12 protein-coding genes are annotated in these 17,362 nt (G+C 73.7%); 11 read left to right on the top strand and 1 reads right to left on the bottom strand.

The window, feature by feature from the left end; genetic code table 11:
* Positions 1–181 precede the first annotated feature (181 nt).
* The 11 genes from OG550_RS25210 to OG550_RS25260 all read left to right on the top strand — a co-directional run bounded on the left by OG550_RS25210 (position 182) and on the right by OG550_RS25260 (position 15,455).
* The gene (locus OG550_RS25210; RefSeq protein ID WP_327681184.1) at positions 182–1,927 is read left to right on the top strand and encodes a sensor histidine kinase; all 1,746 of its coding nucleotides are present in this window, start codon (positions 182–184) and stop codon (positions 1,925–1,927) included.
* Entirely contained in the window at positions 1,927–2,394 is a 468-nt protein-coding gene (locus tag OG550_RS25215) for a roadblock/LC7 domain-containing protein (RefSeq protein ID WP_327681186.1), read from the top strand. Before OG550_RS25210 ends, OG550_RS25215 begins: the two co-directional genes overlap by 1 nt.
* A complete protein-coding gene (locus OG550_RS25220; protein WP_327681188.1) occupies positions 2,391–2,780 on the top strand; it encodes a DUF742 domain-containing protein in 390 nt (129 codons plus the stop codon). Before OG550_RS25215 ends, OG550_RS25220 begins: the two co-directional genes overlap by 4 nt.
* The gene (locus tag OG550_RS25225) at positions 2,761–3,540 is read left to right on the top strand and encodes a GTP-binding protein (protein ID WP_327681190.1); all 780 of its coding nucleotides are present in this window, start codon (positions 2,761–2,763) and stop codon (positions 3,538–3,540) included. The genes OG550_RS25220 and OG550_RS25225 overlap by 20 nt, the downstream gene beginning before the upstream one ends.
* Entirely contained in the window at positions 3,537–4,781 is a 1,245-nt protein-coding gene (locus tag OG550_RS25230; protein WP_327681191.1) for a cytochrome P450, read from the top strand. Before OG550_RS25225 ends, OG550_RS25230 begins: the two co-directional genes overlap by 4 nt.
* Before the next feature lie 48 nt (positions 4,782–4,829).
* On the top strand, positions 4,830–6,056 hold the full coding sequence (locus OG550_RS25235) for a cytochrome P450 family protein (protein ID WP_327681193.1): 1,227 nt from the start codon (positions 4,830–4,832) through the stop codon (positions 6,054–6,056).
* A 336-nt stretch (positions 6,057–6,392) separates the two neighbouring features.
* Entirely contained in the window at positions 6,393–7,781 is a 1,389-nt protein-coding gene (locus OG550_RS25240) for an ABC transporter substrate-binding protein (protein WP_327681195.1), read from the top strand.
* A gap of 272 nt (positions 7,782–8,053) precedes the next feature.
* Positions 8,054–9,061 carry a carbohydrate ABC transporter permease gene (locus OG550_RS25245; RefSeq protein WP_327681197.1) on the top strand — a complete coding sequence of 336 codons (1,008 nt, stop codon included), beginning with the start codon at positions 8,054–8,056 and terminating at the stop codon, positions 9,059–9,061.
* Positions 9,058–9,975 carry a carbohydrate ABC transporter permease gene (locus tag OG550_RS25250; RefSeq protein ID WP_327681199.1) on the top strand — a complete coding sequence of 306 codons (918 nt, stop codon included), beginning with the start codon at positions 9,058–9,060 and terminating at the stop codon, positions 9,973–9,975. Before OG550_RS25245 ends, OG550_RS25250 begins: the two co-directional genes overlap by 4 nt.
* A gap of 227 nt (positions 9,976–10,202) precedes the next feature.
* Positions 10,203–13,367: an Ig-like domain-containing protein gene (locus tag OG550_RS25255; RefSeq protein WP_327681201.1), complete on the top strand. Its 3,165-nt coding sequence runs from the start codon at positions 10,203–10,205 to the stop codon at positions 13,365–13,367.
* A gap of 516 nt (positions 13,368–13,883) precedes the next feature.
* Positions 13,884–15,455 (top strand): DUF4153 domain-containing protein, encoded by a 1,572-nt coding sequence (locus OG550_RS25260; protein ID WP_327681203.1) that lies wholly within the window; start codon positions 13,884–13,886, stop codon positions 15,453–15,455.
* A 245-nt stretch (positions 15,456–15,700) separates the two neighbouring features.
* On the opposite strand, the gene OG550_RS25265 is transcribed toward OG550_RS25260, so the two are convergent.
* A complete protein-coding gene (locus OG550_RS25265; RefSeq protein ID WP_442906076.1) occupies positions 15,701–17,248 on the bottom strand; it encodes an MFS transporter in 1,548 nt (515 codons plus the stop codon).
* Between the last annotated feature and the right edge of the window lie 114 nt (positions 17,249–17,362).

A 17,362-nucleotide genomic window follows, 5' to 3' on the forward strand; every position in this document is an offset into this window, starting at 1 on the left:
TGGTGCGGTATACGGAGCGTGCGGGAACGAGACTGACCGTCAACTCGTCGGTTGAGCACATCGTCTGAATGGATATGATCGGCCGACTGCGTGTACCGAATCACCCGCCCGGAGACGTTTCACGACGTCGGCCGGGCGGTCGCGCATTCGCCCCTCCCCGCTGCCGAGGACACCGCCACCGATGACAGAACGCACCAGCCACGACGGCGGGTCACGCCGACGACCCGCCGCGCGTACCAGGGCCCTGATGGCGGCCTCCGCCCTGCTGGCGGCGGTGGCCGGGCCGGTGGGGGTGCAGCGGGCGATGGACGCCGACCAGCCGCTGACCGCCGCGGCCGTGTGCGCGGTCACCGCGCTGTGGCTGATCGCCGTCTGGCAGGCGGGGACCGCCACCGAGCGGGCCCGCCGACTGGGCGAGGAACTGGCCGGGCACGACGGCGAGGCCGTGGCGGCACTGGTGGTCGCCGGTGCGGCCGAGCAGGCCAGGGCGGCCGCCCTGCAGCTGGCCGTCATCCGGGAGACCGAACGGGACGAGGCCCTCGCCGGGCAGGAGCGTGCCGAGGCGGACGCGGCCGCCGCCCGCGCGGAACTCGCCCGGGCGCAGGCCGAGGCGGAGGCCGAGCGCACCGGGCGCGAGGCACTGGACCGGCTGGCCGACGAGGTGCTGCCCGAGGTGGCGAAGCGGCTGCGGACCGGCGCGTCCGTGGACGCCGCGCTCGCCGCGCACCGCGACCACCCCCGGTACCCGCTGCTGCGCGCCGTCGCGGAGGAGATCGGCCGCGGCGAGCGGCTGCGGGCCGCCGCCCTGGCGGTCTGCGCGACCGCCGCCGGCCGGGTCCAGGCGCTGGCCACGAGCATGCACGCGGAGCTGCGCGAGATGCAGCACCGGCACGACGAGGAGGTCCTCGGGGACCTGCTCCGGCTGGACCACTCCACGGCGCAGGCCGGCCGGATGGCGGACGGCATCGCGGTGCTCACCGGCGCCCGCTCGGGGCGCCGCTGGGCCAAGCCGATCGCCGTGGAGTCGGTGCTGCGCGGCGCGCTCGGCCGGATCGGCGCCTACCAGCGGGTCCGGCTGCACAACGCGAGCACGGCCGCGGTGGCCGGGTTCGCGGCCGAGGGCGTGATGCACGCGCTCGCCGAGCTGATGGACAACGCCACCAACTTCTCCGCCCCGCCGGCCGAGGTGCACGTCTACGTCGAGGAGGTGCCGGCCGGCCTGGCGATCACCGTCGAGGACAGCGGCCTGGGGCTCGGCGACAGCTGGCTGCGCCGGGCCGAGCGGGCCGTGTCGGCCGAGCCGCTCGACCTCACCACGCTGTCCGCGGGGACCAGGATCGGACTCGCGGTGGTCGGCGTGCTGGCCCGCAAGTACGGGCTGCAGATCTCCTTCCGGCCGTCGGCCCGCGGCGGTACCGGGGTGGTGATGCTGATCCCGCAGCAGCTGGTCACGCACGCCGAGCCGGCGCCCGCCCCGGCGCCCATCTCCACGGAGCAGATCGCCCCGGCTCTCCCGCGCCCCGCGCTCACCCCCGCACGCCCGGCGCTCGCCGCCCCGGTGTCCACCGGCCCGACGCTCACCGGCTCCGTGCCCTCGGCTCCCGCGGCGGCCCCCGCACCGGCTCCCGCGGCGACGATCCCGGAACCGCGGCCGGCCCACGCCCCGGCCCCGCTCCAGGTACCGGTCACCGACAGCGGACTGCCGCAGCGCCGCCGCGGCCAGACGCTGACCTTGGCCGCCCCCGCGGCCGAGCCCGCCGGGAGGCCCGCCCGCGCCGACACGGCGAGCGCCGCCGCCCGGTTCGGCGCGTTCCGCAGGGCCGCCCAGCAGGCCAAGGGCGCCGACGTGCCGACCACGGGCACCGACGCGCCGACCACGGACACGACCACGTCCGACGCTTCCCCCGTCACCGAGAAGGACTCCTGATGAGCAGCGCCACCGACCGCGACCTCGACTGGCTGTTGGAAAACCTGCTGACCGCCACCCCCGGCACCCGGCACGCCCTGGTGCTCTCCGCCGACGGCCTCAAGCTCTGCCACACCTCCGGGCTGAGCGCCGACCAGGCCGACCAGCTGGCCGCCATCGCCTCCGGACTGCAGAGCCTGGCGCACGGCGCCTCCATCGAGTTCGGCGACGGCAGCGGCGGCGTGCGGCAGTCGATGACCGAGTTCCACGGCGGCATCCTCTGCATCGTGGCGGCTGGCGAGGGCGCCCACCTGGCCGTCGTCACCGACGAGGACGCGGACGTCGGCGTGGTCGGCCACAACATGCACGGCCTGATCGAGCAGATCGGCGTCCACCTCAGCGCCCCCGCCCGGGACGACGCCGGGGCGGCCGGCGGGTCGGCCGGCCGGTCGGGGGACGCCGTGACGGGTGAGGGCGCCGGGGCATGAGCGAGCGCGGGGGGAGCACCGACGGGCGGCCGGTCCGGCCGGGCCGGGACGACGACCCGGACCGCCTGTACACCATCACCCGCGGCCGCAGCCGGGCCCCGGAGAACGCCTTCGACCTGGTCACCCTGATCGTCGCCGAGCGCGCGCCGGCCCCGGGCATGCAGTCGGAGCACGTGCGCATCCTGCGGATGTGCGAGGCGCCGACCGCCGTGGTGGAGGTCGCCGCCGAACTGGCCCTCCCGATCTCGGTGGTGAAGATCCTCCTCGGCGACCTCCTGGAGGCCGGGGCGGTCACCGCCCGGCACCCGCGGTTCGCGCCGAACAAGGCCCGGCTGCCCGATCTCGACACGCTGAAGCAGGTGTTGCATGGACTCCAACAGCTCTGACGGCCCGGGCGGCGCCGTGGCCCCGGCTCCGGACGCCGCTCCGGACGCGGACCGGCTCCCGGCTCCGGACGCGAGCGCGTCCCCGGCTCCGGCCGCGAGCCCGTCCCCGGCTCCGGACGCGGACAGCAGGCCGGCCCGCCGGACGCCGCTGCGCCGCACAGCCGACAACGCGTTCAAGATCGTCGTGGTCGGCGGCTTCGGCGTGGGCAAGACCACCCTGGTCGGTTCGGTCAGCGAGATCCGCCCGCTGAACACCGAGGAGACCATGACCAAGGCGGGCGAGGGGATCGACGACCCCTCGGGAGCCTGGGGCAAGCGGTCCACCACGGTCGCGTTCGACTTCGGCCGGATCACGCTGTCCGCCAGCCAGGTGCTGTACCTGTTCGGCGCCCCCGGCCAGGAGCGGTTCTGGTTCCTCTGGGACCGGCTGTTCAGCGGCGCCCTCGGCGCGGTCGTCCTGGTGGACACCCGGCGGCTGGCCGACTCCTGGTACGCCATCGACCGGCTGGAACACCACGGCACGCCGTTCATCGTCGCCCGCAACAACTTCGGCGAGCCGACCCACACCCTGGAGCAGGTCCGCGAGGCGCTCGACCTGCCGCCCGAGGTGCCGCTGGTGGACTGCGACGCCCGCGACCGGGAGTCCGGCAAGCGGGTGCTGATCGAGCTGGTCCGCCACCTGGCCGCCCGGGCCGAGGCCGAGGCGGCCGGTCCCCGCTCCGCTGCCGCCGCCACCGTCTATGAGGAGAGCACCCCGTGACCGAGCCCGCCGCCACCCCGCCGCCGGGCTGCCCCGCGCACGCCGGGGCCACCCCGCTGTACGGGCCGCGCTTCCAGACCGACCCGGCCCAGCTCTACCGCGAGCTCAGGACCGCGCACGGCCCGGTCGCGCCGGTCGAGCTGGCCGGCGGGGTCCCGGCCTGGCTGGTGATCGGCTACCGCGAGCTCCAGCTGGTGACCGGCCAGCCGCAGCTGTTCGGCCGGGACTCGACCCGCTGGACCGGCTGGGCGACCGTCCCGGAGGACTGGCCGCTCAAGCCGATGATGGCCCCGGTGCCGTCGATCCTGTACGCCGAGGGCGAGGAGCACGTCCGCCGCTCGCGGGCGGTCACCGACGCACTGGCCGCCGTCGACCCGTACGAGCTGCGCAAGCACTGCGAGGAGCTCGCCGACCGGCTGATCGACGGGTTCGCCGGCCGCGGCGAGGCCGACCTGGTCGCCGAGTACGCGCACCGGCTGCCGCTGCTGGTGCTCTGCCGGGTGCTCGGGCTGAGCGAGGAGCAGGCACCGGTCCTGATCGAGGGCCTGCTCACCATGCTGGACGGCGGTCCGGACGCGCCGGCCGGCGCGCAGCGGCTGCTCGCCACCATGCTGGAACTGGTCGAGGAGAAGGCCGTGCACCCGGGCGACGACGTCGCCTCGCGGATGCTGGCGCACCCGGCGGGCCTGGAGCACGAGGAGGTCATGCGGGACCTGCGGGTGCTGCTGATCGCGGGCCACCAGCCGACCTCGTACTGGATCTCCAACGCGCTGCGGCTGATGCTGACCGACGAGCGGTTCGCCGCCTCGCTCTCCGGCGGCCGGCGCAGCATCAGCCAGGCGCTGAACGAGGCGCTCTGGGAGGACACCCCGACGCAGATCTTCGCCGGCCGCTGGGCGACCCGGGACACCCGGCTCGGCGGGCAGCGGATCGCCGCCGGGGACATGGTGCTGCTCGGTTTCGCGGGGGCGAACGCGGACCCGTCGGTCCGGCAGGCGGACGGTCGGCCGGCCGAGGGCAACCGCGCGTACCTCAGCTACTCGTACGGGGAGCACGGCTGCCCGTTCCCGGCGCAGGAGGCGGCCGAGGTGATCGCGACGACGGCGGTGGAGGTGCTCCTGGACCGGCTGCCCGACCTGCGGCTGGCGGTGGCCGAGCACGCGTTGGTGTGGCGGCCGTCGGCGTGGGTGCGCGGGCTGGTGGCGCTGCCGGTGTCGTACGCGCCGGGGTACGCGGGCTGAGGCCCGCCGTTGTCGAGCAGGACCAGAACCGAAGGAGAGTTGTCACCGATGACCGCCCCCGCCCCGATCGTTCCCGCCCCGATCGTCCTCGACCCGCTGGCGCGCGACAACGCCGCCGAGGGTGCGCTGCTGCGGGCCGCCGGACCGGCGGTGCCGGTCGTGCTGCCCGGCGGTGTGGCCGCCTGGGCGGTGACCAGGCACGCGGCCGCCCGTGATCTGCTGACCGATGCCCGGCTGGTCAAGGACGCCGCGCACTGGGCGGCGTTCCAGCGCGGCGAGGTCCCGAAGACCTGGCCGCTGATCGGGCTGGCCGTGCCCGGGCCGAGCATGGTGACCACCGACGGCGCCGCGCACCGGCGGCTGCGCGCGCTGGTGGCGCAGGCGTTCACGCCGCGCCGGGTGGAGCTGATGCGTCCGCAGGTCGAGGCGATCACGAGTGGCCTGCTGGACACGCTGGCGGCGGGGGAGCCGGTGGTGGACCTCAAGTCGGCGTTCGCGTTCCCGCTGCCGATGACGGTGATCTGCTCGCTGCTCGGGGTGCCGGAGTCCGACCACGGCCTCCTGCGTGACCTGTACGAGCGGTTCTTCGGTGCCCGGCCGAACCCGGAGGGCATCCAGGCGACCATCGCCGGACTCAACGCCTTCGTCAACGACCTGGTGGCGCAGCGCCGTTCCGCTCCCGGTGACGACCTGGCCAGTGTGCTGCTGCTCGCGGACGCCGAGGGCGGGGCGCTGACCGACGCGGAGGCGGCGGCCACCCTGCGGGTGATCATCGCGGCGGGTCACGAGACCACGGTCAACCTGATCGGCAACGCGGTGCGGGCGCTGCTGGCCCATCCGGACCAGCTGGCGCTGGTGCGGGCGGGCGAGGTGGGCTGGGACGCGGTGGTCGAGGAGTCGCTCCGCTGGACGCCGCCGACCAGCAACTTCCTGTTCCGCTTCGCGGCCGAGGACGTCCCGGTGGGGGACACCGTGATCCCCAAGGGCGAGCCGGTGCTGATCTCGTACAACGCGATCGGCCGGGACCCGCTGCAGCACGGGGTGACGGCGGAGCTGTTCGACGTCACCCGGGATCCGATCCGGCACCTGTCCTTCGGGCACGGCCCGCACGTGTGCCCGGGGTCGCCGCTGGCCCGGCTGGAGGCGGGGATCGCGCTGCCGGCGCTGTTCGAGCGGTTCCCGGGGCTGGCACTGGAGGTGCCGGACGGGGAGCTGCTGCCCAGCGGGTCGCTGGTGGTGAACGCGCTCAAGGAGATCCCGGTCCGGCTCTTCTGACGGATCGTCATGCCATTGCGGCCCCGTCCGGTCCGGGCGGGGCCGTCGGCGTCCCCGGGCGGTCCGGCGCGGCCGGCGGGGTGGGCGCGGCCGGCGTCCGGTGGGCGGGCGGGGTGCCGCACCGGCGCCGGGATGTGTGCGGCCGGTGCGGCCGGGTCACAACTGGGGCACGTGGTGGTGAAGGCCGCGCGCGCACCTTGGCGGCACGTGGCGGCTGGGTTAACGTCGTCAGATCGGCCGGCCGCCGCGTCCATGTCGAACGTCGATCTCCGGTACAGCGCAATGTCGTTCTGTCGTTTTGCCGAGCGTTTCCACGCCCTGGCGAGGAGGACCGCATTGACCCCCACCCCGACCGTGCCGTCCACGCGTACCCGCCGCCGTCTGCTCGCCCTGCCGGCCCTGCTGGCCGCGGTGGCGCTGACCGCGGCCTGTTCCAACAGTTCGGGCAGTTCGGACGGCGACTCCGGAGGCGGGAACCAGACCCTGTCCGGTGACTGCGCCAAGTACCAGCCGTACGCCGGGCATTCGGGCAAGACGGTGACGGTCTTCGCCTCGATCCTCAGCCCCGAGTCCGACAACCTGGAGAAGTCCTGGGCCGAGTTCGGATCCTGTACGGGGATCCGGATCAGCTACGAGGGCAGCAACGACTTCGAGTCCCAGCTCCCCGTGCGGGTGAGCGGCGGCAACGCCCCGGACTTCGCGATCATCCCGCAGCCGGGCCTGCTGGCGCAGATGGTCAAGAGCGGCAAGGTGGCCAAGCCGCCGCAGCGGACCGTGGACAACCAGGCGAAGTGGAGCCCGGTCTGGAAGACCTACGGCTCGGTCAACGGGACCTTCTACGCCGCGCCGATGAGCGCCAACATGAAGTCCCTGGTCTGGTACTCGCCGAAGGCCTTCAAGCAGGCCGGCTACGAGGTCCCGAAGACCTGGGCCGACCTGATGGCGCTCAGCGACCGGATCGCCAAGGCCGGTGGCGGCAAGCCGTGGTGCGGCGGCATCGGCTCCGGGACGGCCACCGGCTGGCCCGCGACCGACTGGCTGGAGGAGGTGGTGCTCGGCTCGTACGGCGGCGAGGTGTACGACCAGTGGGTCAAGCACCAGGTGAAGTTCTCCGACCCGAAGATCACCGCGGCCATGAAGACCGTCGCCGACTGGATGCAGAACCCGGCCTGGGTCAACGGCGGCTACGGTGACGTGAAGTCGATCGCGACCACCACCTTCCAGGACGCCGGGGCGCCGATCCTGACCGGCAAGTGCTTCATGCTCCAGCAGGCCTCGTTCTACAAGGCGCAGTGGCCGAAGGAGACGAAGATCGGCGAGGACGGCGACATCTTCGCCTTCCAGCTGCCGGCCGTGGACCCGTCGGTGCCCAGCCCGGTCGAGGGCGGCGGGGAGTTCCTCACCGCGTTCGCGAGCCGGCCCGAGGTGCAGGCGGTGCAGAACTACCTCTCCAGCGCCGAGTGGGCGAGCAGCCGGGTACGGACGGCCACCGGCTGGGTCTCCGCCAACCAGGGGGTGGACAAGAGCCTGTACACCGACCCGATCGACCGGCTGTCCGCCGCCGCGCTGACCGACCCGGCGGCGACGTTCCGCTTCGACGGTTCGGACCTGATGCCGGCCGCGGTCGGCGCCGGGCAGGAGTGGAAGTCGCTCACCGCCTGGTTCGCCGAGGGCCAGTCGATCCAGAAGACCGCCGCCGACATCGACGCCGCCTGGCCGCAGTAGCGGCCGGGGCGGTGCCGGAGGACCACCTGTCGAGGGCGGTGCGGGGCCACCCACCCGCACCGCCCGCCCCCTCCGGGGGTTCGGCGGCCTCCGGGCCCGGCCTGCCGCCCGGCTGACCGCCCGGGTCGGCCTCCGCCCGTCGGCTCCGGTGCCCGTGGGTGCGCCGCGCCCTTCCCCGCTCTCCCTCCCCGTCCGCCGTTCCTCGTCCCCGGCACGCAGTCCGCAGTCCGCAGCCCGCAGTCCGCAGTCCGCACGGGAAAGGACGTCCCGCCATGTCCCTCTCCGCCCCCGCACTCGCCGCCGGCGCCTGGGGCGACGCGGTGGTCAAGTTCGGCAACGGATTCGGCGCGATCGCCGGCTTCCTCGGCATCCTGCTGCTGGTCTTCCTGGTCGCCGGCCGTGCCTCCGGGCGGATCGCCCGCCCGCTGGCCGTGGCCGTCTTCCTCGGCCCGGCGGTGGTGCTGCTGCTGGTCGGGCTGGTCGCGCCGCTGGTCCGCACCGTCTGGCTGAGCCTCTACAGCGACGACAGCAGCCGCTTCGTCGGCGGTGAGAACTTCGGCTGGGCGCTGACCACCGAGTCGGTGCGCGAGGTGCTGGTCAACACCCTGCTGTGGCTGGTGATCGCACCGCTGGCGGCGACCGGGCTCGGCCTGGTGCTGGCGCTGCTGGTGGACCGGATGCGCGGCCAGGCGGTGTACAAGTCGCTGATCTTCATGCCGATGGCGATCTCGCTGGTCGGCGCGTCGATCATCTTCAAGTTCGTCTACGAGTCCCGGGACGCCTCGCAGCAGCAGATCGGCCTGCTGAGCCAGGTCGCCATCGCGCTGGGCTGGGAGCATCCGCCGAACTGGATGCTCGCCCAGCCGCTCAACACCTTCCTGCTGATGGCGGTGATGGTGTGGGTGCAGACGGGCTTCGCGATGGTGGTGCTGTCGGCGGCGATCAAGGCGATCCCGGACGAGGTCACCGAGGCGGCCCGGCTGGACGGCGCGGGCGGGGTGCGGCTGTTCTGGTACGTCACGGTGCCGATGATCCGCACCACGGTGGTGGTGGTGCTCACCACCGTCATGATCACCACGTTGAAGGCCTTCGACATCGTCCGCACCATGACCGGCGGGAACTTCGGCACCCAGGTGCTGGCCAACGAGATGTACTCGCAGTCCTTCGTGCAGTTCAACACCGGGCGGGGCAGCGCGCTCGCGGTGATCCTCTTCCTCGCGGTGCTGCCCCTGGTGGCCTACAACGTCGTCCAGCTGCGGAAGGAGCGTGGGGTGCGATGAGCGTACGGCGTGACGGCGGTCCCGTCCGGAAGTCCTTCTCCACCCCGCTCGCCTCGGCGTTCGTGATCGTGGTGACGGTGCTCTGGACCGTTCCCACCCTGGGGCTGCTGGCGACCTCGCTCCGGCCCAAGAAGGACGTCACCACCGACGGCTGGTGGAACGTCCTCCTCCACCCGGACCTCGGCCTGGACAACTACCACACGGTGCTGTTCGAGGGCGGCTCCGGCGTCTCGACCGGTCTGATGCCGTTCCTGGTGAACTCGCTGGCGATCAGCGTCCCCGCCACCCTCTTCCCGCTGGCGCTGGCGGCGATGGCCGCGTACGCGCTGGCGTGGGTGCGGTTCCGGGGCAGTGACACGGTGTTCTTCGTGGTGTTCGCGCTCCAGGTGGTGCCGCTCCAGATGGCGCTGATCCCGCTGCTCCAACTGTTCTCCGGGGGAGCCCACCTGGGCTCGGTGACGCTGGTCCCGGCGCTGGAGCTCAAGGGCACCTACGCGCCGGTCTGGCTGGCGCACACGATGTTCGCGCTGCCGCTGGCGATCTTCCTGCTGCACAACTTCATCGCCCAGCTGCCGCGCGACCTGATGGAGGCGGCGGTGGTGGACGGCGCCTCGCACTTCAAGATCTTCCGTTCGATCGTGCTGCCGCTCTGCACGCCGGCGCTGGCCTCGTTCGCGATCTTCCAGTTCCTCTGGGTCTGGAACGACCTGCTGGTCGCGCTGACCTTCGCCGGGGGCACGCCCGAGGTCGCGCCGATGACGGTGCGGCTGGCGCAGCTCTCCGGGTCGTTCGGCGGGCGCTGGGAGCTGCTCACCGCCGGGGCGTTCCTGTCGATCGTGATCCCGCTGGCGGTCTTCTTCGCCCTCCAGCGGTACTTCGTCCGCGGCCTGCTGGCCGGATCGGTCAAGGGGTAGGCGCGTCGCGCGGGTCGGGCCGGGGGGGCGCCGGGCGGCTCCGGCCCGACCCGGCGGTGGGCCGCGGTGGGCCAGGGCGGGCCGCGGTGGGCCAGGGCGGGCCAGGACGGCAGGGCGCGGGAGGGCGTCGCGAATCACGCCGGACGTGTCGGTTTCGTGGACACGTCCGGCACGGAACCGGTACGCCGTTGACGGCGGTCGGCCGAGGTGACACAGGGGGCGGGGTCATGGCAGACGCGGGCACACGAGCGGGCCGGCGGTGGCGGCGGAGGGCCGGGGGCCTGCTGGCGGCCCTGGCCACGGCGGCGGCGCTGGTCTCCGGGCCGGGTACCGCCCCGGCGGCGGCCGCTCCCGGGGCGGCCGCGACGGCCACTCTCGGCAGCACCGACATCGGCACGGCCGTCGACTCCGCCGACTCCGGCCACCTCAACGCCTCGCGCTACGTGACCGGTTCGGCGGGCGGCACGGTCACCTCCCTGTCGGTGTACGTCGACGCGGTGGACGCGGCGCCCGCCAACCGCTACCAGGTGGCGGTCTACCGGGACAGCGGCGGCAGCCCGGGCGGCCTGCTGGCGAGCAGCGCCACCGCGACCCTCACCGCCCACAGCTGGAACACCGTCCCGCTGACGGCGCCCCTGGCGGCCGGCACCGCGTACTGGCTGGCCTACAACACCAACGGGACCACCCAGGCGGCCAACAACCTGCGGTACAGCCCCGGCGGCACCAGCGCGTACGCCGACGGCGGTCAGCCGTTCGGCAGTTGGCCGTCCACCGTCGGCCCGGTCACCCGCAGCGGGCTGAGCTTCTCGATCTACGCGACCTACACCGCCGAGGAGGCCCCGACGCCCCCGGTCCCGGGTGCCGGCCCGGGTGCGGAGGGTCCGATCCTGCTGGTCACCAGCCAGGCCAACCCGTACACCCGGTACCTGGCCGAGATCCTCAAGGCGGAGGGCCTCAACGCCTACCGCCAGGTGGACCTCTCCGCCGTCACCCCCCAGGTGCTCGCCGCCGCCGACGTGGTGCTGCTCGGCGAGACACCGCTGACCGCCGCCCAGGCGGCGCTGTTCACCACCTGGACCAACGGCGGCGGGCGGCTGGTCGCGATGCGCCCGGACCGGCGGCTCGCACCGCTGTTCGGCCTCACCCCGGCCACCGGCACCCGCTCCGACGCCTATCTGAAGGTCGACACCGGATTCTCGCCGGGCGCCGGGATCACCGGCGACACGATGGGCTACCACGGTGCGGCGGACCTCTACGCGCTGAACGGCGCCACCGCCGTCGCCACCCTGTACAGCGACGCCACCACCGCCACCGCCAACCCGGCGGTCACCCTGCGCACCGCCGGCGGCGGCCGGGCCGCCGCGTTCAGCTTCGACCTGGCCAGGTCGGTCGTGCAGACCCGCCAGGGCAACGCCGCCTGGGCCGGACAGCAGCGCGACGGCGTCGACGGCTACGAGGCCGGTGAGATGTTCTTCGGCACCGGCGGGCAGCCGGACTGGAACGACCTCGGCAAGGCGCTGATCCCGATCGCCGACGAGCAGCAGCGGCTGCTCGCCAACCTGCTCACCCGGCTGGCGTCGACGGCCAAGCCGCTGCCCCGGTTCTGGTACTTCCCCCGGGACGTCAAGGCCGTCGTGGTGATGACCGGCGACGACCACGGCGTCGGCGGCACGGCCGGCCGCTGGGACGGCTACCTCGCGCAGAGCCCGCCGGGCTGTTCGGTCGCCGCCTGGGAGTGCATCCGGGGCTCCTCGTACGTCTACACCGACGCCCCGCTCACCCCGGCCCAGGCCAAGGCCTACAGCGACCAGGGCTTCGAGGTCGGCGTGCACGTCACCACCGACTGCCGCCCCTGGGGCACGACCGCCGCCCTGCAGGGCCTCTACCGGGACCAGTTGGCCCAGTGGCGCGCCAAGTACCCGGCCCTGCCGACGCCTTCGAGCAGTCGCACGCACTGCGTCGAGTGGGACGACTGGGCCACCCAGGCGAAGACCAAGCTGGCCAACGGGATCCGGCTGGACACCGACTACTACTTCTACCCGTCCGCGTTCACCCGGGACCGGCCGGGCTACTTCAACGGCACCGCACAGATCATGCGGTTCGCCGACACCGACGGCAGCGTGATCGACGAGTACCAGGCCACCACCCAGCTCACCGACGAGTCCGGGCAGTCCTACCCGGGCACCGTCACCACCCTGCTCGACGCCGCGTACGGGGCCGAGGGCTACTACGCGGCGCTGACCGCCAACACCCACACCGACTTCGCCGCCTCCGCCGCCTCGGACGCGATCATCACCGCGGCGAAGGCGCGCGGCGTCCCGGTGGTCTCCGGCCGGCAGATGCTCACCTGGCTGGACGGCCGCAACGGCTCGGCCTTCTCCCGGCTGGCCTGGAACGGGGGCGCGCTCACCTTCGACATCACCGGCGGGGCCACCGGGCTGCGCGCGATGCTGCCGGTCGACGCGGCCGCCGGCACGCTGACCGGGATCACGTCGGGCGGCCGTCCGCTGCCGTACCGGACCGAGACGGTCAAGGGCGTCGCGTACGCGTTCTTCGACGGCGCGGCCGGCTCGTACACCGCGACCTACGGCCACGACACCACCGCGCCGACGGTCACCGGCACCACCCCGGCCGGCGGTGCGAACGGCGTGGCGCCCGGTACGGCGGTCCGGTTCTCCTTCGGGGAGCCGCTGGACCCGGCGAGCGTGACCGCCTCCGCGGTGGCGCTGCGCACCACCGCGGGCGGCACGGCCGTCGCGGGCACGGTGGCCTACGACCCGGCGGCCAACGGCGTGGTCCTCACCCCGGGCGCCCCGCTCGCGCCGACCACCGGGTACACCGCGACGGTCCAGGGCGTCCGGGACACCTCGGGCAACGCGCTGGCCGCCCCGTACGCGTTCGCGTTCACCACCGGGGGAGCGGAGCCGAGGACGATCGGCAGGACCACGGTGGGCCCGCTGATCGACGACACCGACTCCAACCACCTGAACGGCAGCAGGGTGACGACCGGCGCCGCCCCGGTGTCGCTGACCGCGCTGAGCGTGCACGTCGGCCCGGTCGGCGCGGCGCCCAACGACCGCTACCAGCTGGCCGTCTACACGGACGCGGGCGGATCGCCGGGGACGCTGGTCGCGGCGACCGGGAGCGGCACGCTCACCGCCGACGCCTGGAACTCGCTGGCCGTCGACCTCACGCTGAGCGCCGGCACGTCCTACTGGTTCGTCTACAACAGCAACGGCACCAGTGCCGCGGTGAACAACATGAACTACTCGACCGGGGGCGGCGGGCAGGGCGCGTACAGCAACACGGTGGTGCCGTTCGGGACGTGGCCGGCGAGCTTCGGACCGGCGGTGAGGGACGCGTTCCAGTACTCGCTGTACGGGACGTACTGAGGTCGCGGGGGCGCCCGGCGGGGCCTCACCGGGGTGGGTTCCCGGGTCCCGGGGGCGGGCTTCCGGGCGGGCTCCCGGGTCTTCCTCCGCCGGTGGTCCGCGGGGAGCGCGCCGGGCCGACCGGCGCTCGTGCGCGGCGCCGAGAGGCCGTACCCGGCTCTGTCACAGGCGTGCGACAGAGCCGGGTCCGGCGTTTTTGAACCTGTTCAGAATGGTCTACAGTCGGCTCTGGCCGCGGTGCCCGGTGCCTCACCGGTGTGGTTCCGCGTGCCCGCCGGCGCCGCACGCCCGTGCTGTCGCGCGCCGGTCGGCGGACCGCCCCGAGGGCGGCTTCCGCGCGCCCGCCCTACCACCGAGGGGGAACCCATGTCCGGACACACCACGCCCGCCCCGGACGGAGCACCGGCCGGGGCGGGTCCAGGATCCGGCCCCGGCACCGGCCCCCGGTCCGCTCCCGGGTCCGGGCCCGGTCCTGTGCCGGGCCCCGTTCCGGCCGGTGCGGCGCCCTATGGTGCGGTGCCCTACGGTGCGGTGCCGGCCGGAGCCGGCTTCCACCGGGCGCCCGGGACCCCGGCCCCGCAGCCGTTCCAGTGGCTGCGGCTCAGCGACCCCGAGCGGAAGGCGCCGCCCACCGGCCCGGCGCTGCTGGCGGCCCTGCTGACCGGCCTGCTGACGACCTGGATGTTCGGCGACGGACTCGGCGTCAACCTGCTGTTCTGTGCCGTGCTCGCCGCCGTCGGCGCCGGGCTCGCCGCGCGTTCGGCCGGCCGGGGGCCGCGCGGGTGGACCGTCCTGTGGAGCGCCCTCGCGGTCGCCCTGCTCGCCGTGCCCGCCCTGTACGAGGCCGGCTGGCCGGTCCTGCTGGCGACGTTCTGCGCGCTGGGCCTCGCCTCCCTCGCGCTGCACGGCGGCCGCCGCTGGACCGGTGTCCTGCTCGCGCTGCCCGGCCTGCTCTGGAACCTCGTGCCGGGCCTGCGCTGGGCCCTCGACGGTCTGCGGGGCCGCGGAGCGGCGGGCCGGGACAGGGTGGTCCCGGTGCTCAAGGCGGCGCTGGTGGCCGCCGTGCTGGTGGCCGTCTTCGGAGCGCTCTTCGCCAGTGCCGACGCGGCGATGGCCGGTGTCTTCGAGAGCCTGACGCCCGACGTCGACCTCGGTGAACTCCCCTTCCGGGTCGTGCTCTTCGTCATCGGCCTGGCGACCGCGCTCGGCTTCGCCCGGATCGCCGCCGGCCCCCGGCGCTGGGACCGCACGGTGGTCCGCCCGGCCCGTGCGCGGGGCCGGCTGGAGTGGGCACTGCCGCTGGTCGCGCTCGACCTGATGTTCGGCGCCTTCGCGGTGGTCCAGGCCGTGGTGGTGCTCGGCGGCCGGGACTCGATCACCGAGACGACCGGGATGAGCCGCTCCGAGTACGCCCGACAGGGCTTCTGGCAGCTGCTGGTGGTCACCGTGCTGACCCTGTTCGTGGTCGCCCTCGCCCGGCGCTGGGCGCCGCGCGGCACCGAGGCCGACCACCGGCTGGTGCGGCTGCTGCTCGGCGCGCTCTGCCTGCTCACCCTGACCGTCGTCGCCTCGGCGCTCGGCCGGATGTGGTTCTACGTGGACGCCTCGGGGCTGACCTCGCTCCGGCTCTGGGTGCTGGTGGTCGAGGTCTGGCTCGGCGTCGTCTTCCTGCTCCTCATCGCGTCCGGCCTGACCCGCTCGACGGCCTGGCTGCCGCGCGCCGCGGTGCTCAGCGCGGCGGTGGCCGCCGCCGTCTACGGCCTGATGGGGCCGGACGCGATCGTCGCCGAGCAGAACGTCGCCCGCTTCGAGCAGACCGGCCGGATCGACCTGCGCAACGTCCGGAGCCTGTCACCGGACGCCGTCCCGGCCCTGGACCGGCTGCCGGGCGACTACCGGACCTGCGCGCTGGACGCCTTCGCGTCGTACGGGGCGGCGGAGGGCTCGCCCTGGTACGCGACCAGCCTGGCGGAGTCCCGGGCCCGGCGGATCCTCGTCGAGCGCCCTCCGGCGGAGACCTCCTCCGAGCGGGACGGTGCGTGCGCACGGCTGGGGCTGTACGGCGACGGCTACGTCGGCGGGCGCTGAGCCCCGGGCTGCGCGGCGCCGCGTGGCGCCGGGGGCGGGGCGGGGGCGGGGGCGGCAGGGCGAAGGGGGCCGGGGGAGTCGGGGGAAGCGTGAGGGCCGGCCGGGAGCGTACTGCTCCCGGCCGGCCCTCACGTCCGGCGGCCGTTCGGTGCATGGTGCCCGAAGTGCGCCGTGCACGGTGCCAGGTGTTCAGCGAGCCGTGCCCAGTGGGTGGTGCCCGGTGGGTGGTGCTCAGTGGGTGGTGCTCAGTGCATCGCGACGCCGGCGGCCTCGGACGGCAGGTCGGATGCCTTGGCCTTGACGACGAAGACCGCGACCAGCAGCGCGAGGAACGCCAGCGCGGCGCCCGCGATGAAGCCGTGCGAGATGCCCTGCGCGAGCACCTCGTTGGCCGCCCCGGTGCCCTGCGGGAACTCCTGCTTCTCCAGCAGCCAGGCCTTCTGGTCCGGCGTGGCCGTGGCCATGAAGCCGGGCAGCTGGACCTTGGCCTCGGCGGTCGCGTAGTGCGCGAACACCGTGGTCAGGATCGACAGGCCGAGCGAACCGCCGATCTGCTGCATCGAGTTGAGCAGACCGGAGGCGGCGCCGGTGTCATCCCCGGAGACACCCGCGACGGCGAGCAGCATCACCGGGACGAACACCAGGCCCATGCCGAAGCCGAAGATCACCGTGGGGCCGAGCACGCCGTCCAGGTAGCCGCTGTCCGCGTCCATGAAGGTCAGCCAGCTGAGCCCGATGGTGACCAGCAGCGAACCGCCGGCCATGAACGGCTTCGGACCGTACTTGACCTGCAGGCTGGAGGCGAGCTGGGCGGCCACGATGATGGACGCGCTGATCGGCAGGAAGGCGAAGCCGGACTTCAGCGGGCTGTAGTCGAGCGGACCCTGCACGAAGAGCGTGATGTAGAAGAAGATGCCGAACATGGCCGCGGCCAGGCAGAGCATCATCACCAGTCCGCCGGTGCGGTTCCGGTCGGCGAACAGCTTCAGCGGGGTGATCGGCTGAGCGGTCCGGGTCTCGATGACCAGGAACGCGGCTATCAGCACCACGCCGGCCGCGAAGGAGCCGAGCGTCAGCGGGTCGGTCCAGCCGTCCGAGGCGGCGCGGATGAAGCCGTAGACCAGGCCGACGAGGCCGAGCGTCGAGGTGAGCGCGCCGGGGAGGTCGAAACGGCCCTCGTGGCGCTCGGACTCGGCGATGTGGCGCGGCGCGGCGACGGCGATCAGGACGGCGATCGGCACGTTGACGAAGAAGACCCAGCGCCAGTCCAGGTACTCGGTGAGCACGCCGCCGGCCAGCAGGCCGATCGCGGCGCCGGACCCGGCCACCGCGGAGAAGACCCCGAATGCCTTGTTGCGTTCGGGGCCTTCGTCGAAGTTGGTGGCGATCAGTGCGAACGCCGTCGGTGAACAGATCGCGCCGCCGATGCCCTGGAGTGCGCGGGCGGCGAGCAGCATGCCGCCGTCCTGCGCGAACCCGCCGAGCAGCGAGGCGAACCCGAACAGGAGCGTGCCGGCTATGAAGACCCGGCGCCGGCCGAGGATGTCGCCCGCGCGACCGCCGAGCAGCAGCAGGCCGCCGAAGGTCAGCGTGTAGGCGTTGATCACCCACGACAGGTTGGTGGTGGAGAAGTTCAGCGCGTCCCTGATCTGCGGCAGGGCGATGTTCACGATGGTGGCGTCGAGCACCACCATCAGCTGCGTGGCCGCGATGACGGTCAGGGTGAGGTTCTTGTTGCGCCCCTGTCGGCCCTGCGCTGGAGAGTTCTTGCTGAGTGTGTCGGAGATAGCCAAGTTGATGCCCCCTGCTGGCTATTGCTTCGTATACTTCGGACCCGGGGTCCGGCACGGTCCGACGGCGTCCCGCGGACTATGAAGGAACGGAATCGTTCACTACTGTGGACGATA

The organism is Kitasatospora sp. NBC_00458, from assembly GCF_036013975.1.
Taxonomy (GTDB): domain Bacteria; phylum Actinomycetota; class Actinomycetes; order Streptomycetales; family Streptomycetaceae; genus Kitasatospora.